This is a genomic window from Bacillus sp. FSL H8-0534 (genome assembly GCF_038005885.1).
Lineage (GTDB): Bacteria > Bacillota > Bacilli > Bacillales > Bacillaceae_G > Bacillus_A > Bacillus_A pseudomycoides.
Window position 1 is genome coordinate 469,788 of the sequence record NZ_JBBOUC010000001.1, and the last position, 20,384, is coordinate 490,171.

The window sequence follows — 20,384 nt, forward strand, 5'->3', positions numbered from 1 at the left end:
TCATTTAGGAAATTCAACCCAGTGAAAGGAATTAAAGAAATATGCAACTTATCCAATGTACACGCCTGCTAATTACAAGTAAAACTTAATGACTTTATATTCAATTGTTTTTATACGGTATCAGAATATCAAGATTGAAGATTAAATAACATTACAAATGGCGGTATTGTGAACAATTTAGAAATAGATTGCTAATTGTTGTTTAGTTGAATATTCTTAATCTTAAAAGAAACACATTGATGGAGGTGTTAATATTGCTCATTATCATCACTATATCAGCATGTCTCTTAGTATGTATTAGTTTATTACATGTTTACTGGGCATTTGGCGGGAAATGGGGAATAAAGGCAGCGATTCCAACTGAGTCAGGAGAAAAAGCTTTTACTCCTGGAACTGGTATGACATTATTAGTTGCGCTATTACTATGTATAGCAGCGTTACTTTTATTATTACAGGCAAATGTTATTTCCTCTTTTATTCCACATGTCATCGTTCAAATCGGTTCTTGGATTTGTATGTTTGTATTTGGATTAAGAGTGGTTGGAGAATTCAATTACTTTGACATATTTAAAAGAAAAAAAGATACATATTTTGCGAAAATGGATACAATGTTGTTTATTCCATTGTGTGCTTTTTTATCTTTTTCATTTCTCCTAGCAATTATTAGATGAAAAGAATAGCATGCGTCTCATTATATGTTACACTATAAATTACATTATTTTAGAAACGAATAGAGGGAAGTACATGATAGATAATTTAAGTAAAGTAATCGATAATATGCCAGAAGATGAAGCAAAATCATTACTCCGCTTCATCTTAATTCAACTTGATTTAATGGAAACAGAGCCAAGCGAAGATAGAATGGACATTTTAACAGAAATCCCAAAACAACTCATTGAATCACAAAAACCTAAGCTACATATTAAAGAGAGTAAACATGTACATATTGCATTTGGTGACTCGCCAGCTGGGTGTATTAAACATATGCTGAAACAAGCTAATTTAACAGAAGACTATGTTATTCTTTTCTCCGATGCGTTCTCTATCGGCCCAATTCATCAATTGAAGTTAGAAGCTGGACAAGTAGCTCGCCAGCAATGGCTATCTAGAAGTTTAAACTCTTATGATCTTTATTTTGAAGAAGAATATTTATCAACATTCAGACAATCAATGAAAGAATTACAGTCTATTCCTCAAGATATACCAATTACAATTTGGAAAGCTGATAATGCACATGAACATGTGGGCCTTTGTTTTGTCCTTGCACATTTACAAGATCGAGATAATATTCGTGTAATTAACACATCTGAAGCATATAGAGAACTGTTCCTAGAAGGCTATGATATACGCGGGACAGGAGGGTTATCTTCAGAGAAACTAGCAGTTATTTATGAAAAGTACGAAAAAGATTCATCACTGGCTAATGAAGCACGAAAAACTTTTGAACAAGAATGGGAATTACTCTCTCAAACTACGGATTTATTACGACTTTGGAATGAAAACCAAGTTCAATCCGTACAAGAAGATTATTTCGATTCTTTCATTATTGAATGTGCAGAAAGATTAGAAACAACAAGATCTTTCTGTAAGGCACCAAGGTTAGTAGGAGAAGTTCTTGGGCATATTGAGCAAGTAATTGGAGATGTTTTTCTTGAATATCGCTTGCGTACATTAATCCAGCAAGGTGTATTTGAAATGGAAGGTACATTAAAAGCAATGCGCTATTATAGCGTTAAGTTGAAGAAGAGGAACCGTTAGGAAAGTACGGTTTTACAGTGTCCATTTTAAAAAGCCCAATTTCTCAGCATTAAAGCTGAAAAATTGGGCTTTTTTGTTCGGAAAAGGAAATGAGAACACCTCTATTGTTTTACAGTTATTTCAAAATAGAATCTCTCAACTTCTATTTTGGGCTATATAAATAAGCTTCCCATAGGAGCAATACAACATATGATTGGATAAAGTAATTAATCATAAGAGGTGAGTTTTTTAATGTATAATCAACCAACGTATTTTCCATATGTAGATTATAATCAAACAGCATATTATAACCCACAAACTTCTGGTTATGAAACATCTGATGAACTAAGAGATGTGGAGCTTGAAGAATATAGACCTGATGATGCGGAAGATGCTCCGACGTCACCACCGCCATCACAAGTACCATCTTTACCATCAACATTCGCCACTCCTGCACAAAGTAGTAATATGAAATCATGGATGTGTAATTGTTTAGGCAGATGGGGATATTTACGATTGCATCGACCAGGACCATTCGGAAGAGATTTATGGTTTTTCCCAACTGAAGTGAGAAGAAATGGAGTATCGGGATATACTTGGCAAGCCGGACGTCGCCGGAAAGTAAGTTACCGATACCAGCAAATTAGTAATTTCATGTGCTTTGCTTAGTGATAAAACAAAATGTAGGAAAGAAACACTAATAGGCGATAAGAAGAAAATATCTTCTTATCGTTTGTTTTTTGAAATGAATTATTTTTCAATATATAAAGTAAGATCGCAACGAAAAATTTACAATTTTCCCACTATTCATGAGTTATAATTCATATGTTGAAGTGCTTTTTACAAATAGATGAGAGTGAGGGAATGCAATGTTTTTTAAAAATAAAGTTGGCCTCAAAATAGAAGATGGTATTCAGTTAGCCTCTGCAGGTTTTAAAGAAGATGCTTATGAAATTTATAAAGAATCACGCGCATCACAACCAATTTTGTTCGTATATAAGAGTGAACTGTGGACAGAATGGCTTATTACAAGATATGAAGATGCATTACCACTTTTAAAAGATTCTCGCTTGAAGAAAAATCCAGAAAATGTATTTTCTCGAGAAAGATTAAAACCATTTCTTTCTCTTGAAAATAGTGATCACTTAACGAAACATATGTTAAATTCAGATCCACCTGATCATAGTCGTTTACGAGCACTAGTTCAAAAGGCTTTTACTCCTAAAATGATTTCACAATTAGATGAACGTATTCAGAATATCGCGGATACTTTATTAGACCGTGTAGAATATAAGCATTCCCTAAATCTTGTTAATGACTACGCCTTTCCATTACCAATCAATGTAATTAGTGAAATGCTTGGCGTTCCAAAAGATGATCAAGAAAGATTTAGAATATGGTCTCATGCGGTAATTACTTCCCCTGAAACACCAGAGGAAATAAAGGAAAATGAAGAAAAACTATCCGAGTTTATTACATATCTTCAATATTTAGTGGATGTAAAAAGGAAAGAGCCGAAAGAAGACTTAGTTAGTGGATTAATTCAGGTGGAAAGCGAAGGAAGTAAATTAAGTGCACCAGAACTTTATTCAATGATTATGTTGCTTATTGTCGCAGGACATGAAACGACTGTGAATCTTATAACCAATACAGTATTAGCATTGTTAGAAAATCCAGATCAACTGCAGTTATTAAAAGAAAAGCCCCAACTTATTGATTCAGCGATTGAAGAAGGATTACGTTATTATTCTCCCGTTGAAATTACGACGGCACGTTGGGCAACTGAACCTTTTATGATTCATGATCAAGAGATTCAAAAAGGGGATATGGTAATCATTTCACTAGCGTCGGCAAATCGTGATGAGAATGTCTTTGTGAATCCGGACGTTTTTGATATTACGAGGGAAAATAACCGCCACATTGCATTTGGACATGGAAGTCATTTTTGTTTAGGAGCCCCGCTTGCTCGTTTAGAAGCAAAAATTGCAATTGCCACATTGTTAAAACGTATACCTAAAATTCAAATAAAAGGGGAACGCGAAAAAATTAAATGGCAAGGCAATTATTTAATGCGTTCTTTAGAGGAATTGCCGTTAACTTTCTAGAATAGGTATTTGAGACGTGCATACATTGTATTTCGTTCACATAGAGTATGTATGTGTCATTTAAAATCGAAACGGAAGGGTGAAGACATCCCAATGATCAACTAATTCTATTTTTTAAGAAATCTTCGTTATAAAACGAAATATTCTTCTGAATAGGATTAGTATGTACATTTTTATATGTAAAAGGGATGTATTTTCGCACTGCGAATAAACTGACTTTTATAATATGATGATGGTGCTGCCTCCTATTCAGAATGTAGAATAGGGGGCTTTATTATGTCTATGAATATAAAAGCTAAACAAAAAAGTAATATATCTGTAGTACTAAAAAATCGATTTGTGCAAGCAATTATTGCTTCAGCATTATTTCTCCAGATAGGAATTTGGATCCGAAACTTTGCGGTACTGCTGTATGTAATGGAAATGACCAATGGTGATGCGTTTGCCATTTCAATGATTTCAGTTGCTGAATTTGCGCCGATTTTTATCTTTTCATTTATAGGAGGAACGTTTGCAGATAGGTGGAAGCCAAAAAGGACGATGATTTGGTGTGAAGCCTTAAGTTCGTTATCAGTATTTGCAGTATTGTTTACACTTATGTTTGGTACTTGGAAGGTAGTATTTTTCGTTACACTTATCTCTGCAATTCTTTCGCAATTTTCACAGCCTTCAGGTATGAAATTATTTAAACAACATCTATCTACAGAAGAAGTACAGTTGGCTATGTCATTATATCAAACCATTTTTGCGATTTTCATGGTATTAGGTCCTATACTTGGCACGTTTATATTTCAAGCCTTCGGAATTTACACTTCTATTATTGTGACAGGTATTGCTTTTTTATTTGCGGCTTTAGTCTTGCTATTTCTTCCAAGAGATATTGAAGAACAAGAAGAAAAGAAAAAAGTTAGCTTATTGCAAGAGATGGTGGATGGAATTAAATATGTAAAGGCAAAGAAGACACTAACATTACTCGGAATTTGTTTTATGGCAGCAGGATTAGGGATTGGTCTGATTCAGCCACTAGGTATTTTTATCGTAACTGAACAATTAGGTTTATCAAAAGAAAGTTTACAATGGCTACTCACTGTAAATGGAGCCGGAATGATTATTGGAGGAGCGTTAGCGATGGTATTTGCCAAAAATGTTGCTCCGCAAAAGATGTTAATTTTAGGCATGTTTGCACAGGCCGTTGGCATTGGTATCATCGGATTTTCTACAAATTTATGGATTACACTCATTGCTCAGTTTTTCAGCGGTCTAGCACTTCCTTGTATCCAAATTGGAATAAATACGCTTATTATTCAAAACTCGGATACAGACTTTATCGGACGAGTAAATGGGATTTTAAGTCCTTTATTTACGGGTTCGATGGTATTAACGATGAGTATTGCCGGTTCATTAAAAGAAGTATTTTCACTTAGCACAATGTATGAAGGAACAGCATTACTATTTATTATTGGTTCATTATTTATTTTGCCAATATATAATTTGAAACCAGTAGTAGGAACTTCAAATGAAGGTGGTGCTGTCCAGCATGAATCCTAATTCAAATGTGCAATATCCGATTGAAGGAAATAAGAGTGTTCATTTCATTAAAAATACAATAACAAAACCAAATATTATTGTTGGAGATTATTCTTATTATGATTCAAAAAATGAAGAAACATTCGAAGATCAAGTGCTATACCATTATGAATTTTTTGGAGACCGATTGGTTATGGGAAAATTCTGCTGCGTAGCACCTGGAGTTACATGTATTATGAATGGCGCAAACCATAAAATGGATGGATTTTCAGCGTATCCATTTAATATTTTCGGTCATGGCTGGGAGAAATTCACACCTACACTTTCTGATTTACCGTTTAAAGGAGATACGGTTATCGGAAATGATGTATGGATTGGTATGGATGCGACGATTATGCCCGGAGTGAAGATAGGGGACGGAGCAATTATTGCTGCTAAAGCGGTTATAACAAAAGACGTTCCACCATATACAATTGTTGGTGGTAATCCTGCTACTGAGATAAAAAAGAGATTTTCAAATGATGTAATAAATGAATTGTTAGAAATAAAGTGGTGGGACTTGGACATTAAGATTATTTCTAAAAATATTGATGTAATTGTAAGTGGGAATATGGAAGCGTTGAAAAAATTAGCAGACGCTTCAGTGTGAAAAATATGAAAAAAGGAGGGCTCCATTACGAAAGATGAGTCCTCCTTTTTTCATTCGCTTTATCAATTTTATAAACAAAACCACCGTCACATCATAAGTCGTAACAAAATGTTTCTGGCTTAGCTAGAAGAGTTCGGGAGCGTTCAACCCATTTAAAAATATCTGAATTCGTTGAATTTGTTGCACTTTGTAAGATGTTTTGAAGAGATTCTATATTATATGTATTTCCGCGAGTTCGAATAGCATCTCCAACTAATAGATATAAAATAAGTTAATTATATAATAGAGAAAAAGTTTGAGGAAAATGTTTTTCTTGTCCAATTTTTCATGATAATTAGCAAGCGTAGTATCAATACAAAGAAAAAAATAGAAGTATCGTACCTCTCAAATTTGTTAATGATAAAAGGATAAGGAGGTGTGATACTTATGGCACAAGATGTTTTATGTGAAGTAAACAACTGCAAATATTGGGGTAACGGAAACAAATGTAATGCAGATGCAATTTATGTAGTAAGTCATAAAGGTAACCAAGCATCTACAACAGAAGAAACGGATTGCAAAACATTTATTCCTGAAGCTTAAACGATAAAGGGTAACCGCACCAGGTTGCCCTTTTATTAATTATATTATTGATAATAAATTTCATTTTCATTCACTATATTTGCTTTTTTGTCATTTTTTATATTTTTTTCATGAGAGAGGTAATCCAAGCTAGCTCATGTTCAATACGTGATTTACCATACTGTATGACCTCAGAAATAAATAGTGATGTCTCAGCTAAAGATCGAATGGAGGCTAATTGTTTGTATAGCACATTTTGACGAGTCGTTAAAACTTCTTTTCGAGCTTCGTAATCTAGTTTCTCAAACAGTGCAACACGCACAAGAAATTCAGTATCATTAGCAGCTAGTTTCTCTGGAAACTCTCGCATCATTTCATAAAAGATTTCTTCACCTGTAGGAGTTAATGCGTAAATGTTACGATTTGGTTTACCTATTTGTTGATGAATCTTTTTTGTAATTGCTCCCATATCTTCAAAGCGCCGAAGGGCAGGATAGAGCATGTTATGATTCAATTCAAAATTTTCTCCAAGACGATTTTGAATGTTTTTCTTTATTTCATAACCATACTTGGGTCCAGAAGTTAATTCTGCGAGTAGTAAAATATCAACATACATATGTATCCTCCTAATTTTTTCTCAAGTTTATATCCGTAAATATCCCCTGTATATATGTTAAAATAACATATGCTAGTCTATACATCTTTGAACTGCCTACCTATTACTTTATTTTAAAAGAAAAGGGAGGAAAGAACTATGAATTCGCCTGAAAATGTAATTTTGGTTCATGAAATTTCAAAGCTCAAAACAAAAGAAGAGCTGTGGAACCCTTATGAGTGGTATAAGTATATGAGGGGAAATCATCCGGTCTATTATGATGCGGAGCAGGATGTATGGAATGTTTTTTTATATAATGATGTGAACCGTGTTTTATCTGATTATCGCCTATTTTCAAGCAGAAGAGATCGTCGTCAATTTTCCGTTCCGCCTTTAGACACAAGAGTAAATTTAAACTCTTCTGATCCTCCAGAGCATCGAAATGTTCGCTCAATTGTTTCAAAGGCATTTACCCCAAGAAGTCTTCAGCAGTGGAAGCCACAGATACAAGCAATTGCAAATGAACTTGTGAAAGATATGAATAATTATGATGAAATTGATATTGTAGAGCAGTTTGCTGCAATTCTACCTGTAACCGTTATTTCTGATTTATTAGGTGTTCCAACAACAGATAGAAAAAAAATTAAGATGTGGTCAGATATTTTGTTTATGCCATATAGTAAAGAGAAGTTTAGCGATTTAGATAAGCAGAAAGAAGTTGCTTTACATGAATTTAAATCTTATCTTCTCCCGATTGTTCAAGAGAAACGATACCATTTGAAAGAAGATATTATTTCAGACCTGATCAGAGCAGAGTATGAGGGAGAAAGATTGACTGATGAGGAAATTGTGACTTTTTCATTAGGACTTTTAGCCGCAGGGAATGAAACCACTACAAACCTTATTATTAATAGCTTTTATTGCTTTTTAGTAGATGCACCTAAGGTATACAAAGAATTAAGCGAAAGTCCAGTGCTGATTCCTAAAGCGATAGAAGAGGTACTACGTTATCGTTTCCCTGTTACATTAGCCCGTACTATAACGGAAGATACAACAATATTTGGACCAAAAATGAAAAAAGGACAAATGATTGTTACGTGGATAAGCGCTGCCAATTTAGATGAAAATAAATTTTCACAAGCAGATTACTTTGATTTACATCGACCTGGAAATGAAAAACATTTAACATTTGGCAAAGGGCCTCACTTTTGTTTAGGCGCACCACTTGCTCGTTTAGAAGCTGAAGTTGCATTAACTACGTTTATTAGGAATTTTAAAAAGCTAGAACTTTCACCATCCTTTCATTTAGAGAACTGTATATTAGAGAATGAACAAACGTTAAAGCGGTTTCCTATCCTTTTAAAGAAATGAAGCATATTAAAAAAATGAAAACCCCTATTCTAAGTAGGAGTTTTCATTTTTTTAATAAGTTTTTTTAACAAACTAAAAAATATTTCTTGACCTGAAACGCTTTTCATAAATTATAACTAAGTTGTGTTTGACAAAGTGAATATGGAAACGATACCTAATTTGTGTATTTATCCAGCTATTTGTGAATAGGAAGCCATCCACCTTTAATCTTAGTGGAAGGAAATGGAGGAATCAACTGCCTGTAAAATCTCGATTAGTGAAGACGAATAATTAGTGGGTTCCACTGATTTAAGTTTCACTTTATACAAGCATGTTTATTTATAGAAAGTGGTGACGGAACAATGAAACTAATTACAATCGATTTAGATGGAACTCTTCTTTCAAGAAATAAAATAATTAGTAAAGAAAATGCAGAAGCTATCCAAAAATGCCAGGAGCAGGGGCATGTAGTAGCGATTTGTACAGGACGTTCTCTCGTAGATATTGAACGTTTACTACTGGAAGCTGATTTACAATGTCCTATTATTGCAGAAAACGGTGCTCTTATTTATGTGGATCAAAAAATGATGAAGAGATACCCTATTCAAAATACACATGCCTTTGAAATTGTTGAATATCTTGAACAAAATCGGATTTATTATCAACTGTATACAGATCGAGGTATATACGTTCCGGCATATGGTGAAGAAAGTGTGAATCATGAAATAGAATGGATAAAAAGGTCAAATAAAGATATTGATCAGCAAGAGCTTGAAGTCATCGCAGCATTGTATCTTGAACATACAGCATTTCATATCACAGAAAGTTGTAAATCGATATTAGAAGAAGAGATTTATGTGCATAAGCTTTTACCATTCTCCTATAATGAAGAGAAATTACAAAAATTAAAAATGCATTTTCAACATAATACAGAGCTAGCAATTACTGCTTCGTATTGGCATAATTTAGAGATTAATCATTGTGACGCTCAAAAGGGGAATGGTTTATATACTTTAGCAGAACATCTTAATATTCCTGTGGAAAATACTGTTGCAATAGGTGATGGGCTAAATGACATTTCTATGATGGAAAAGGCACATATATCTATCGCAATGGGAAATGCAGTGGACGAAATTAAACGGATTTGTCACTATGAAACATTATCGAATGAAGAACATGGAGTTGCACATGCTCTTTATCAATATGTCATGGTAAAAAAATAAAAAAGAATCCATCAAGGATTCTTTTTTATTTTTTATTAGGGGTAAGGTATTCTATGAGATTCATAGAATACCTTATTGCATTTTATTATATAGAATATATCGGAAGAATTGTATATGATTTCCAAGTAATTTGTGAATAATTTGTGAATATTTAGATCATTACATATTTATATTAATAAGATTATATATCATTTCAAATAATTTTTAATTGAAAAATAAAATTTATTTGAATAATTATGCTCTTGCTATATACCTATGAGAACATTATTCGTATAATGGAGAAGCGTGAGTAAAAATTGGTATTAAATTTACATATAGAGGTGGAAAGAGAATGAATGCGCGGCTATTGGAACTCATTGATGTGAACACAATAGAAACCATGGCAGAACAATTTTATAAATTAACAAACATTTCACATCAACTTCTTGATCAAAATATGGAATGTGTTTTTTCATTTGGTATGAATCAAGAAGAAAATATACAACTTACAAAAATTGAAATCCCTATCTTTTTACATGAGCAACACCTTGGATCATTTATTGTTTGTGCAATTAAAAATGACATCCGTACTTGTTATAAATACTTCGAAATGCTTTCAAATCTCATTGTAGATGGTGCAATGAATAAACTTCAAAACCAAACAAAAAATATACATTTACTTTCTCAAAAAGAAGAACAGCTACATACAATCTTACAAAATATGCCCATTATGGTCGATGCTCTTGATAAAAATGGGAATTTTATATTATGGAATCGTGAATGCGAGCTCGTAACAGGCTATGCTGCAGAAGAAATCGTTGGAAATCCCAAAGCACTTGAACTGTTATATCCTGATGAAAGTTATCGCAGACAACTTCAAAAGAAATTTTCGATTCGCGGAAAAAGTTTTCGAGATTGGGAAATGAATTTAACATGCAAAAATGGGGAAATAAAAACAATCATGTGGTCAAATATTTCGGAGCAGTTCCCAGTACCTGGTTATAGTTATTGGGCAGTTGGAGTTGACATTACTCATCGAAAAGGAATTGAAGAGCAATTAAAACAGCAAACTTCTGAGTTAGAGCTTATTTTTAAAGCATTACCTGATTTGTGTTTCTTAACTGAGGCTGATGGAACAATTATAGACTATAAAGCAGGTTCACCAGCTAAGTTTTACGTACCTGCAGAATCCTTTATGGGGAAGAAATTTTATGAAGTCTTGCCATCACCTGTAGCACAACAATTTCAAGAAGCAATTCATCAAGTACAACAAAAGGAATCGACAGTTATTGTTGAGTATCCGTTAACACTTAAAGGAAGTGTTAGTTTCTTTGAAGCTAGATGTTTACCACTCTTACAAGATAAGATTATGATAATCGTTCGAGATATTACCGAGCGGAAAAAGACTGAGGAGTTATTGAATAAATCAGATACACTTGCAGCAATTGGGCAGTTAGCTGCAGGGGTAGCCCATGAAGTCCGAAATCCATTGACAGTGATTAAAGGATTTATTCAATTATTTCAGATTAATCAAGAAGATCAAGATAAATATTTTGATCTTATGCTATCAGAAATCGAAAGAATTGAAGCTATACTTCATGAGTTTTTATCGATTGCAAAAACTGATGTCATTTCAACTGAAAAGAAAAACCTCTGCTCGATATTAAAAAATGTCGTTTCATTAATCAACACGAAGGCAATCATGACAAATATTCAAATTGATCTGCATATAGAATCAAAAGAATTAATGATTGATTGCTGCGAAAATCAATTAAAACAAGTTTTTATTAATATTTTACAAAACTCAATTGAAGCAATGCCAAATGGAGGAGAAATCTCTATTTATGTAAAAAAATCAGAGCGTGAAGAAGTTACGATTAATATGGTTGATGAGGGCGTAGGAATTCCTGAAGAAAGAATTAAAAGACTTGGTGAACCTTTTTATAGTACGAAAGAGAAAGGAACTGGGATTGGACTAATGCTCAGTTATAAAATTATTGAAAGTCATCAAGGAAGAATTAGTATTATGAGTGAGGTAGGAATAGGAACATCAGTTACAATCTATTTACCAATGTTTCAAAGTGAGCAAGTTACTTCTTGTGCAGCAATGTTACCTATAACAGGGGCTTTATGAGGATATTACTTTCTGGTTCATATAATAATAGAGTTAAAAAGCTATCTTATGATTTGTAAGATAGCTTTTGTTATATATTAATTTATTTTGAGAGTTAAAGAGTTCTTATAAATTATACAGTTGTTTATCTATTATCCAGCGAATTGTACAGCAGTTTTTGCATGTAAAAAAGCAGTATCAAATACAGGAATAGAAATGTCTTTCTGTGAAATAAGTAACGGTATTTCTGTACAACCTAATAAAATTCCTTCTGCACCATTTTCAATAAGTTTTTGAATGATTTGTAAGAAACGTACTTTAGATTGCTGTGAAATAATCCCTTTACTCAATTCTTGAAGAATGACATGATGAATGAAATTTCGTTCATCTTTTTTCGGAATAATTGTTTCAACACCATAATTAGCTAGTCTTGTTTTATAAAAGTCCTGTTCCATTGTTTGTTTTGTTCCAAGTAAACCAATCCGTTTCACATCATGTTCAACAATTTCTTCAGCACTGACATCACCAATATGAAGAAGGGGGATAGAGATTGCTTGTTCTACTTCTTCCGCAAATTGATGTACTGTATTTGAGCACATAAGTATACAATCTGCACCGGAACACTCTATTTTTTTTGCTACTTGAACGAGTTGATTTTGCACTTCCTCATATTGTTGATTTTGTAATAAATTTGTCACTTCGCCAAAATCCATGCTATATAGAACAAGCTTTGCATTATGATTATACTGAGATAGAGTTAGTGTATTAATATGTTTATAATAAAGAGACGTTGATTCCCAACTTAATCCACCAATTAATCCGATTACTTTCATGTCAAATTCCTCCCGTTAACATGTTTTGTTATGCTAATTATTCCATAATTCCGATAAGAATACAATGATTTATTAGATTGTTTTAAGAAAAATAAAAATAGTGAGAAAAATATTGAAATTAACTTGCGTTAATGCAATAATACAAATTACAAACGAATACTTATCCAGAGAGGTGGAGGGAACGGCCCTATGAAACCTCAGCAACCCCTATTTATTCATACAAATAGGAAGGTGCTAATTCCGCAAAAGACATATTGTCTTTTGAAAGATAAGAGGATCATATCTCAATAAAAAATGACCTCTTATAAAAGAGGTCATTTTTTATTGAGAAATTGAGAAGAAAGGAAGTGAAGACGCATAATTTAATTTTCTTATACATATAGGACTAATATAAACTAACTAGAATGAAAGGGGAATTCATATGAACAAATTATCTACAAAATTAGTCGTAGCAATTGGAATCGGTTCTGCAATATATGGTGTATTAGGTCTATGGGGATTTTCAATTGCACCAAACACATTTATAAAGCCTGCTTTGGCTATATTAACAATTTTTGGTGCGATTTTCGGGCCGATTGCAGGACTTTTGATTGGTCTTATCGGTCATACAGTGACAGATACCATCGCTGGATGGGGAATATGGTGGGGATGGGTACTTAGCTCAGGTATTATTGGATTTACGATGGGACTTGTACAAAAACGAGCAAGTTTCAGTGTGAAAAATGGAACATTTCGTAATCGAGATATTTCATATTTTGCTATAACAGGTTTAATCGGGATTGTCGTTGCAATCATATTTGCCGGTGCTTTTGATATTATCGTTATGGGTGAACCTTTGGATAAAATTGTTATTCAAGTATTCGGTGCAACGATTGCAGATATCCTTGTGTTCTTAATTCTTGGTTTACCAATCACACTGGGATTAGCGAAAGCAAATAAAAAACATACACATTTGAAGATTGAAAAGTAGGGAGATTACAATGAAGCCGATTATTTCCTTTGAACAATTTACATTTCAATATAAACAAGTGACAGAACCTACTTTAAAGGATGTTACATTCCGTATTTATCCAGGTGAAAAAGTATTGATTGCCGGTCGAAGTGGATCAGGAAAATCAACATTGGCCCATTGTATAAATGGGCTTATCCCTTTTTCATATGAGGGATCAAGTACTGGGAACATTTCAATATGTGGTAAGGATCCGCGAAAAGGTAGTATTTTTGAGCAAAGCAAGCATGTAGGAACTATTTTACAAGATCAAGATTCTCAGTTTATTGGTTTAACCGTAGGAGAAGATGTTGCTTTCTCATTAGAAAACGATTGTGTAGAACAGGAGAAAATGAAGGCTGTTGTTATGGACTCACTACAGAAAGTACAGATGCATACGTTTCATCTACGAAGCCCGCATGAATTATCTGGTGGTCAAAAACAAACTGTTTCTCTTGCTGGACTGTTAACAACAGAAGCTGACATATTACTATTTGATGAGCCATTAGCAAACTTAGACCCCATGAGTAGTTTGAAAACAGTAGAACTTATACGAAAGGTGCATCAACAATTTAATAAAACAGTTGTTATTATTGAGCATAGAATAGAAGAAATATTAAAATTAGACCTTGATAAAATCATATTAATAGAAGAAGGAAAAATTGTAGCGGTTGATTCACCAAAAAGAATTTTACAAACAAACATGCTACAAAAAATAGGGTTAAGAGAACCTGTATATATTGAAGCATTAAAAAATATAAGAATGAATATTTTAGATGAAGAATTATATCCAATTGAAAGTTTAGATCATGGAAATGTGAATAAAGCGATTAAGCAATGGATGTTAAATTCTACCATGTTTAAAGAACAACAAAAAAAAGAAATCTTATGTGAAATAGAAAATATATCATTTTCATATTCGCAAAAAGATTTTACATTAAGGGATATAACACTCTCTATACAAAAGGGAGAAATTGTAGCATTATTAGGCCATAATGGTGCAGGTAAGTCTACATTTGCACATACATTAACGGGAATGAACAAAGCGAAGGAAGGGGGAATTGTACTTGATAATGAAAATATAAGTTCATGGTCTATTCGAAAGCGTGGAGAAGTGATCTCCTATGTCATGCAAAATCCTAATCATATGATTACACAATCTACTGTTTGGGATGAAGTTGCTTTTTCATTAAAATTAAAGAAGACTTCTAGCGCAGAAATAAATAAACGCGTAGAAGATGCATTGCGAATTTGTGGATTATATCCATTCCGAAATTGGCCTATTCAAGCGTTAAGTTACGGACAAAAAAAGAGGCTTACCATTGCATCGGTTTTAACAAGGAATCCGAAGCTTATCATATTAGACGAGCCAACAGCAGGACAAGATTATTTTCATTATAAACAATTTATGTCTTGTATAAGCCTACTAGCGGCACAAGGAATATCATTCATCTTTATTACACATGATATGAATCTAGCTTTAGAATATGCAGACCGTGCAGTTGTCCTTCATAAAGGGAAAATACTTGCTAATGATACTGTTCCAAACGTATTAACAAATAGCGAAGTATTACAACAAGCTAATTTACAGGAGAGTTCGCTAACAACTTTAGCGAATTTGAGTAAAGTTCCTTTTCCAGACGTTTTTGTACAAATGTATATGGAGGCAAAAAGGAGAGGGGATTATGAATAAAGCAGATTTATTTTATATAGATAATCATACATATTTTCATCGTATGGACGGCGCAATTAAATTGTTGTTATTTATAATTTGGATGACTCTTACGTTTATATTTTTTGATTTTCGTATTTTATTATGCTTGTTTTTCATTGGTTGTTTAGGATTAGTGATCGCTAAAATCCCTATAAAAAAAATTGTAATTATATTTAGTGTTATTTTCACATTTAGTATGCTAAATTCAATGATGATTTTATTGATTACACCAACTCATGGATCTGAGTTAACTGGTACAAGTACAGCATTCTTGCATATTGGATATGCTACGATTACATTTGAAACACTATTTTATGCTCTTACGCTCTCATTAAAGTATTTTACGTTATTACCATTTACACTTATTTTCATATACACGACACATCCAAGTGAGTTCGCTAGCAGCCTGCATAAAATTGGCTTACCATATAAGATTGCCTATGCAATAAACATTGCGCTTCGTTACATACCGAATATACAAGCGGAATACAAATTGATTAAGCACGCTCAAGAAGCAAGAGGTGTACCATTTGAAAGAGGAGAGACGAATTTTTGGGAACGTATTAAAAATCGGGTACTCATCTTTTGGCCACTTGTTATTCATTCTTTAGAGCGAATTGATACGGTTTCAAATGCAATGGACTTACGAGGATTCGGAAAAAAAGAGAAGCGAACATGGTATTTTACAACAAAAGCAAAACAAGAGGATTATCTAGGGCTCGTTATCGGCATTATAATTTTAGTACTGGCCATTTACCTAAAGTTCAATATTTTCAAAGGGTTTTGGTATCCATTGTAAGTTTTCTGGATGTTATTGGGATAAAATTTAGGCGCTCAGAGCAATGCCTTTTTAAATTTATCCAAGACATGCTCAAAAATGACATAGAAACATACTGTATAATACGAACCTGTTAATAAACGATCAATTTCATTATCCATTAGTTTTATACTAAAAGGAGGAGAGAATATGAGTTTCGGTGGTTCTTGTGGTTTTGGTGGAAGTTTTGCTTTATTAGTTGTGTTATTTATTTTATTAATTATTGTTGGATGCAGCTGCTGGGGCTGAGGCTGAGGCTGAGGGTATTAAAAACATATAACTTTTTAATCATTCGTCACAGAATCATGTAATCAGAAAAAACATTAAAGATACTTTTTTAGTATCAATACGAGATTCAACATAAAAAAAGGAGCTGCTATGCTCCTTTTTTTATGTTGAAATTTCACCGAAATAATAAGGTAATTTCCGGAAAATTCGTTCAATTTACATAATTTTTTAATATTGTAAATACTTGTGACTAAAAGGCGAGTTTTTATTATTCACGATAGTTATTGGCTTTGATTACCCAGTCTCTTTTGACTGTTAGGCGTAATTTCATCGGCAAATTCTATATTTGCCAAATTTACTTTGGATGGAATAAATGTTTTTGTTGTATTTTGAACGCCTTGGAACAAACGTTGAATAGGTTTCATCATATTTGAATTACGTGTTGCTACTACACTAAAAACTGTTCCTAATCCTAGTAAAGAAAACCAAATCCAGCTTCTATTGTTATTCCGTCTATTTCTAAATAATTTAAACATTTGCTGAGTTCTTCTTCCAGAATTGAATAGTGACATCAAGAAGTTAAGAGTATTCATTTTTTACCCCCTGTAAAGATAATTAGGAAAAAGAAACACTAAGTTCAATTTCACATGATTTATGTTGCAATATTTTATCGGAATTTATGCTAACATTTCTTGATTCTTTTTTCCTAAAAACCCTAAGTTTACTCATTACAAAGGGAAACATGCACAGATAAATAAGGATTTGAAATTCATTTACATAATGTTTATTTAATCAATGAGATGCAGTATATTGAAAAATGGGATTAAAAAGAATTATTTTAATTTTATGTGTGATTCATAAGGAAAATCCATCGTAATTTATTCTAAATAGTTGCCAGAATAGAAATAAAGAAGTGCCACATAATAACAGAAATGAGTGAAAAGACACATCGTCAAGTGTACTGTAAGAGGTTATTTTATAGCTAACATTCAAAAAAAAGACCATCTGTTTTTCTGTTTAAATAAATGAAAAGATTAAAAGAAAAACTTGAGGAGCGACTAAATTCATTTTTTTTAAACGAAAATCAGCTTCAACGTTATCAGGAACGTATAACAGAATAATATCGACAGCTTATAGCTAACAAATTATAAAGAAATTAATAACAAAAGGAAAATACTCATGTACTAAAATCAATTTTTAGTATGCATCATTTTTTAGAGTTACTGTTTTTTTGAAAAAGAGTAATAATTTTAGATTGTTGAGGTGATTACATACATGCCAATGTTGGATGTAGATGGTAGTAGTCTGTACTATATCGTTAAGGGAAAAGGGGTTCCTATTGTTTTTATTCATCCTCCTGTACTTACATGTGTGAATTTTGAGTATCAAATAGAGGGATTATCCCAAAATTTTAAGGTGATTGCTTTTGATATTAGAGGACACGGAAGGAGTCAGTATTCAAAACAACCGATAACCTATCCACTGATTGCTGAAGACATTAGATGTTTGTTGGATCATTTAGAGATTAAGAAAGCATTTGTATGTGGATATTCGACTGGAAGCTCTGTCGCATTAGAATTTTTATTGGCCTTTGCTGAAAGAGCGTTAGGAGGTATTCTAATCGGGGGAATGTCAGAAGTGAGGGATGGATATCTAAAGAATAAGATTTCACTTGGCGTGAAACTTGCGAAAGCGGGGGCAGTTTCATTTTTAGCATGGTCTATTTCATGGAGCAACTCAAATACACATAAATTGTTCAGAAAGATGTTTAAAGAGGCACGAAAAGGGAATGCCAAAAATATCTGGCAGTATTATTGTTATAGTTTGCATTATGATTGTACTAATCAGCTTAGAAATATTCAGCTTCCGGTTTTGTTGGTGTATGGTAAGAAAGATAAAATATTTTATAGTCATGCCAAATTACTACATGAAAAATTGCCATGTAATGAATTAAAATTCATTGATAACGTAAAGCATCAAATTCCTACAAAAGCAGCGAGATGCCTAAATGAAATGATTCAGCAGTTTGCTTTTATTCATACTGAGATGAGACTTTTTCTTTACCCATAAAAAAGTATATTTATTTCGAAGTTATATGCGTTTATTGTGCTAAATATTTAATGGGAAAGGAGCTATCAGGCTCCGTTTGATAATTGATATGTGAAAGAGTAGTGAGCGCTCAAGTTATCCCTCCTAAATATTTCGAATTATTTTTCCGTACCGGTGATTGATGCGGATGGAGTCTTGCGAATGTAAAACCTAATGAGTAAATATACGAGAAGTGGTACAACTATGTTAGGTAATAAAAAATAGAGTAAAGAAGGAATACCTTCAAGTTAGCTATAGCCAGGACCTTTTATAGGAGGGTTCATATATAAAAAATTTAAGCCAAGGTTTATGAAAAGCATATCTTATTTTGTATTAACTAGTAGTAATATTCCCGCTTTAAAAATCATCGAAAACAATGAAGTTAGGCGGGAGATGAAATGTTAGTAAATACCTGATTAGTGAAGGCTAATAATCAGTGGGGGATGGAGAAAAAACATTGATTAAAATTTCAATTTATGTAGTGAAAAGTAAAAAGGAGCATAGGAAGCTCCTTTTAAATCAAAATGTTAGTGTTTTTTAGCAATCTCATTATTTTGTGGAAATGTGATCGTTAAAGTGGTTCCTTTATTAACAATACTATTTATATCTAAAGTACCATTCATCGTTTCAATGATTTTTACTGCAACCATCGTACCTAAACCTGTTCCTCTTGTTTTTGTACTAAAATAAGGTTCACCAAATCGATTGATTTGCTCTTGTGTCATCCCAATTCCACTGTCTTTAATGACAATAGTAATTTTGTTTTCACAAGCAGATGATTTGATACTTAGTTTTCCGCCATTTAGCATCGCTTCAATACTGTTCTTTATTAGGTTTAAAAAGCATTGCTGAAAATGTTGTGTATTCCCAGTGATGGAACCTGTTACTAAATTCTCAGAAACATTTATAGAATTCATATTACATAATGGCATCATCATACTTATTATTCTTTTTAATTCTTGATCTATTACAATGTTATCAACTTTTTGTGATGCTGGCTTAGCAAATGTTAAGTAGTCATCAATGATAACCTGAGCGCGGTTTAGCTCTCCAAGAATATGTTCAATATATTGTTCTCGCGATTCTTGTGGTAAATCTGGAGTTTTAAGGAGTTGAGTAAAACCTTTTACTACGGTAAGAGGATTTCTTACTTCATGTGAAATACTCGCAGCAAGTTGACTCACAATCTCCATCTTCTCCATCTTTACTAATTTAGACCTCATAATAACGGCATCTCTTAAAACCTCATTTATATATACAACAAATAACATGACAATTGGAGGGAGTAGAATAAAATAAGTGATATATGAATTTGTAATTGGGAAATCTGACAGAACAACAGCGATAAAGGTTGTAAGTAAAGCAAGGAAAAAAGGTAAAGTCATTGACATGATAAGCTTCTTTCTTCTGTTTAATTGATTAAATTTAGAAGAAGAATAGGCAGTGAAAATAAGCATGGTAATATAAACAATAACTGTTAAAAAGTTAACACCATAAAAAACAAACCGAATCAATAACATGATAGATAATAAAGCGATCCCAACTGGTAAACCACCATAAAGTGTACCTATTAAAAAAGGGATCTGTCTTAAGTCGTGAACGCAGTTTTCGTCTATGTATATAGGGAATTTCATACATAAAATCAATGGTATACTAGTGCATATAATGATAAGAATCTTTTTATAGTTTTTAAAAAATATTTCATTATTATATATAAAATAAAAAACAAAGATGCTGCTTAAAATGTAAAGCAGATTATTTAATACGTTTTGGTTAATGTATACAAAATTCATCTAGCATGCCTCATTATTGTAGTTTTCAGTACTATAAGTATTATACCGGAAAAATACAACTTCTTCATGTTTTAATTATTGGAA

19 protein-coding genes and 1 riboswitch are annotated in these 20,384 nt (G+C 32.7%); of the genes, 15 read left to right on the plus strand and 4 right to left on the minus strand.

Going from position 1 to position 20,384, the window contains the following annotated elements; all coding sequences use genetic code 11:
* Positions 1-254 precede the first annotated feature (254 nt).
* The 7 genes from MHH71_RS02635 to MHH71_RS02665 all read left to right on the plus strand — a co-directional run bounded on the left by MHH71_RS02635 (position 255) and on the right by MHH71_RS02665 (position 6,600).
* The gene (locus MHH71_RS02635; protein ID WP_033798887.1) at positions 255-671 is read left to right on the plus strand and encodes a DUF3995 domain-containing protein; all 417 of its coding nucleotides are present in this window, start codon (positions 255-257) and stop codon (positions 669-671) included.
* Positions 672-744: 73 nt separating this feature from the next.
* Positions 745-1,758, plus strand: a complete 1,014-nt coding sequence (locus MHH71_RS02640) for a DUF1835 domain-containing protein (RefSeq protein ID WP_006094935.1) — start codon at positions 745-747, stop codon at positions 1,756-1,758.
* Between the two features lie 231 nt (positions 1,759-1,989).
* Positions 1,990-2,406, plus strand: a complete 417-nt coding sequence (locus MHH71_RS02645) for a hypothetical protein (protein ID WP_003204498.1) — start codon at positions 1,990-1,992, stop codon at positions 2,404-2,406.
* A 200-nt stretch (positions 2,407-2,606) separates the two neighbouring features.
* Entirely contained in the window at positions 2,607-3,842 is a 1,236-nt protein-coding gene (locus tag MHH71_RS02650) for a cytochrome P450 family protein (RefSeq protein WP_006094936.1), read from the plus strand.
* 276 nt (positions 3,843-4,118) lie between these two features.
* A complete protein-coding gene (locus tag MHH71_RS02655; protein ID WP_006094937.1) occupies positions 4,119-5,390 on the plus strand; it encodes an MFS transporter in 1,272 nt (423 codons plus the stop codon).
* Complete coding sequence (locus tag MHH71_RS02660) at positions 5,380-6,018, plus strand: Vat family streptogramin A O-acetyltransferase (RefSeq protein ID WP_033798888.1); 639 nt, start codon at positions 5,380-5,382, stop codon at positions 6,016-6,018. The genes MHH71_RS02655 and MHH71_RS02660 overlap by 11 nt, the downstream gene beginning before the upstream one ends.
* Before the next feature lie 426 nt (positions 6,019-6,444).
* Positions 6,445-6,600 (plus strand): DUF1540 domain-containing protein, encoded by a 156-nt coding sequence (locus MHH71_RS02665; RefSeq protein ID WP_003204488.1) that lies wholly within the window; start codon positions 6,445-6,447, stop codon positions 6,598-6,600.
* Positions 6,601-6,697: 97 nt separating this feature from the next.
* Here MHH71_RS02665 and MHH71_RS02670 read toward each other — a convergent pair whose 3' ends face one another.
* Entirely contained in the window at positions 6,698-7,195 is a 498-nt protein-coding gene (locus MHH71_RS02670; protein WP_006094938.1) for a PadR family transcriptional regulator, read from the minus strand.
* Between the two features lie 138 nt (positions 7,196-7,333).
* Between MHH71_RS02670 and MHH71_RS02675 the strand changes: the two genes are divergently transcribed.
* From MHH71_RS02675 to MHH71_RS02685, 3 genes are all read left to right on the plus strand, one after another.
* The gene (locus MHH71_RS02675) at positions 7,334-8,545 is read left to right on the plus strand and encodes a cytochrome P450 (protein ID WP_006094939.1); all 1,212 of its coding nucleotides are present in this window, start codon (positions 7,334-7,336) and stop codon (positions 8,543-8,545) included.
* A 341-nt stretch (positions 8,546-8,886) separates the two neighbouring features.
* Positions 8,887-9,747, plus strand: coding sequence for a Cof-type HAD-IIB family hydrolase (locus MHH71_RS02680; protein ID WP_078212019.1), 861 nt, complete (start codon positions 8,887-8,889; stop codon positions 9,745-9,747).
* A 331-nt stretch (positions 9,748-10,078) separates the two neighbouring features.
* Positions 10,079-11,860: a PAS domain-containing sensor histidine kinase gene (locus MHH71_RS02685; RefSeq protein ID WP_018780555.1), complete on the plus strand. Its 1,782-nt coding sequence runs from the start codon at positions 10,079-10,081 to the stop codon at positions 11,858-11,860.
* A gap of 131 nt (positions 11,861-11,991) precedes the next feature.
* On the opposite strand, the gene MHH71_RS02690 is transcribed toward MHH71_RS02685, so the two are convergent.
* Positions 11,992-12,672 carry an aspartate/glutamate racemase family protein gene (locus tag MHH71_RS02690; RefSeq protein ID WP_006096949.1) on the minus strand — a complete coding sequence of 227 codons (681 nt, stop codon included), beginning with the start codon at positions 12,670-12,672 and terminating at the stop codon, positions 11,992-11,994.
* A 157-nt stretch (positions 12,673-12,829) separates the two neighbouring features.
* Positions 12,830-12,947: riboswitch (SAM riboswitch) on the plus strand.
* A 146-nt stretch (positions 12,948-13,093) separates the two neighbouring features.
* Here MHH71_RS02690 and MHH71_RS02695 point away from each other — a divergent pair.
* From MHH71_RS02695 to MHH71_RS02710, 4 genes are all read left to right on the plus strand, one after another.
* Positions 13,094-13,642, plus strand: coding sequence for an ECF-type riboflavin transporter substrate-binding protein (locus MHH71_RS02695; RefSeq protein WP_006094951.1), 549 nt, complete (start codon positions 13,094-13,096; stop codon positions 13,640-13,642).
* 10 nt (positions 13,643-13,652) lie between these two features.
* Entirely contained in the window at positions 13,653-15,353 is a 1,701-nt protein-coding gene (locus tag MHH71_RS02700; protein WP_006094950.1) for an ABC transporter ATP-binding protein, read from the plus strand.
* Positions 15,346-16,173 carry an energy-coupling factor transporter transmembrane component T family protein gene (locus MHH71_RS02705; RefSeq protein WP_033798894.1) on the plus strand — a complete coding sequence of 276 codons (828 nt, stop codon included), beginning with the start codon at positions 15,346-15,348 and terminating at the stop codon, positions 16,171-16,173. Before MHH71_RS02700 ends, MHH71_RS02705 begins: the two co-directional genes overlap by 8 nt.
* A 168-nt stretch (positions 16,174-16,341) precedes the next feature.
* Positions 16,342-16,440, plus strand: a complete 99-nt coding sequence (locus MHH71_RS02710; protein WP_018765986.1) for a YjcZ family sporulation protein — start codon at positions 16,342-16,344, stop codon at positions 16,438-16,440.
* Positions 16,441-16,700: 260 nt separating this feature from the next.
* Here MHH71_RS02710 and MHH71_RS02715 read toward each other — a convergent pair whose 3' ends face one another.
* On the minus strand, positions 16,701-17,012 hold the full coding sequence (locus tag MHH71_RS02715; protein WP_033798893.1) for a hypothetical protein: 312 nt from the start codon (positions 17,010-17,012) through the stop codon (positions 16,701-16,703).
* A 682-nt stretch (positions 17,013-17,694) separates the two neighbouring features.
* Here MHH71_RS02715 and MHH71_RS02720 point away from each other — a divergent pair.
* Positions 17,695-18,489: an alpha/beta fold hydrolase gene (locus MHH71_RS02720; RefSeq protein ID WP_006094948.1), complete on the plus strand. Its 795-nt coding sequence runs from the start codon at positions 17,695-17,697 to the stop codon at positions 18,487-18,489.
* A 545-nt stretch (positions 18,490-19,034) separates the two neighbouring features.
* Here the strand turns inward: MHH71_RS02720 and MHH71_RS02725 are convergent.
* The gene (locus MHH71_RS02725; RefSeq protein ID WP_033798892.1) at positions 19,035-20,300 is read right to left on the minus strand and encodes a sensor histidine kinase; all 1,266 of its coding nucleotides are present in this window, start codon (positions 20,298-20,300) and stop codon (positions 19,035-19,037) included.
* Between the last annotated feature and the right edge of the window lie 84 nt (positions 20,301-20,384).

Bases quoted from the DNA above. Each gene is read 5' to 3' on its own strand.
- MHH71_RS02685 (WP_018780555.1), top strand. From the start codon at position 10,079: ATGAATGCGCGGCTATTGGAACTCATTGATGTGAACACAATAGAAACC.
- MHH71_RS02640 (WP_006094935.1), top strand. From the start codon at position 745: ATGATAGATAATTTAAGTAAAGTAATCGATAATATGCCAGAAGATGAA.
- MHH71_RS02695 (WP_006094951.1), top strand. From the start codon at position 13,094: ATGAACAAATTATCTACAAAATTAGTCGTAGCAATTGGAATCGGTTCT.
- MHH71_RS02680 (WP_078212019.1), top strand. From the start codon at position 8,887: ATGAAACTAATTACAATCGATTTAGATGGAACTCTTCTTTCAAGAAAT.
- MHH71_RS02705 (WP_033798894.1), top strand. From the start codon at position 15,346: ATGAATAAAGCAGATTTATTTTATATAGATAATCATACATATTTTCAT.
- MHH71_RS02675 (WP_006094939.1), top strand. From the start codon at position 7,334: ATGAATTCGCCTGAAAATGTAATTTTGGTTCATGAAATTTCAAAGCTC.
- MHH71_RS02665 (WP_003204488.1), top strand. From the start codon at position 6,445: ATGGCACAAGATGTTTTATGTGAAGTAAACAACTGCAAATATTGGGGT.
- MHH71_RS02670 (WP_006094938.1), bottom strand. From the start codon at position 7,195: ATGTATGTTGATATTTTACTACTCGCAGAATTAACTTCTGGACCCAAG.
- MHH71_RS02720 (WP_006094948.1), top strand. From the start codon at position 17,695: ATGCCAATGTTGGATGTAGATGGTAGTAGTCTGTACTATATCGTTAAG.
- MHH71_RS02700 (WP_006094950.1), top strand. From the start codon at position 13,653: ATGAAGCCGATTATTTCCTTTGAACAATTTACATTTCAATATAAACAA.
- MHH71_RS02655 (WP_006094937.1), top strand. From the start codon at position 4,119: ATGTCTATGAATATAAAAGCTAAACAAAAAAGTAATATATCTGTAGTA.
- MHH71_RS02715 (WP_033798893.1), bottom strand. From the start codon at position 17,012: ATGAATACTCTTAACTTCTTGATGTCACTATTCAATTCTGGAAGAAGA.
- MHH71_RS02725 (WP_033798892.1), bottom strand. From the start codon at position 20,300: ATGAATTTTGTATACATTAACCAAAACGTATTAAATAATCTGCTTTAC.
- MHH71_RS02645 (WP_003204498.1), top strand. From the start codon at position 1,990: ATGTATAATCAACCAACGTATTTTCCATATGTAGATTATAATCAAACA.
- MHH71_RS02660 (WP_033798888.1), top strand. From the start codon at position 5,380: ATGAATCCTAATTCAAATGTGCAATATCCGATTGAAGGAAATAAGAGT.
- MHH71_RS02650 (WP_006094936.1), top strand. From the start codon at position 2,607: ATGTTTTTTAAAAATAAAGTTGGCCTCAAAATAGAAGATGGTATTCAG.
- MHH71_RS02690 (WP_006096949.1), bottom strand. From the start codon at position 12,672: ATGAAAGTAATCGGATTAATTGGTGGATTAAGTTGGGAATCAACGTCT.
- MHH71_RS02710 (WP_018765986.1), top strand. From the start codon at position 16,342: ATGAGTTTCGGTGGTTCTTGTGGTTTTGGTGGAAGTTTTGCTTTATTA.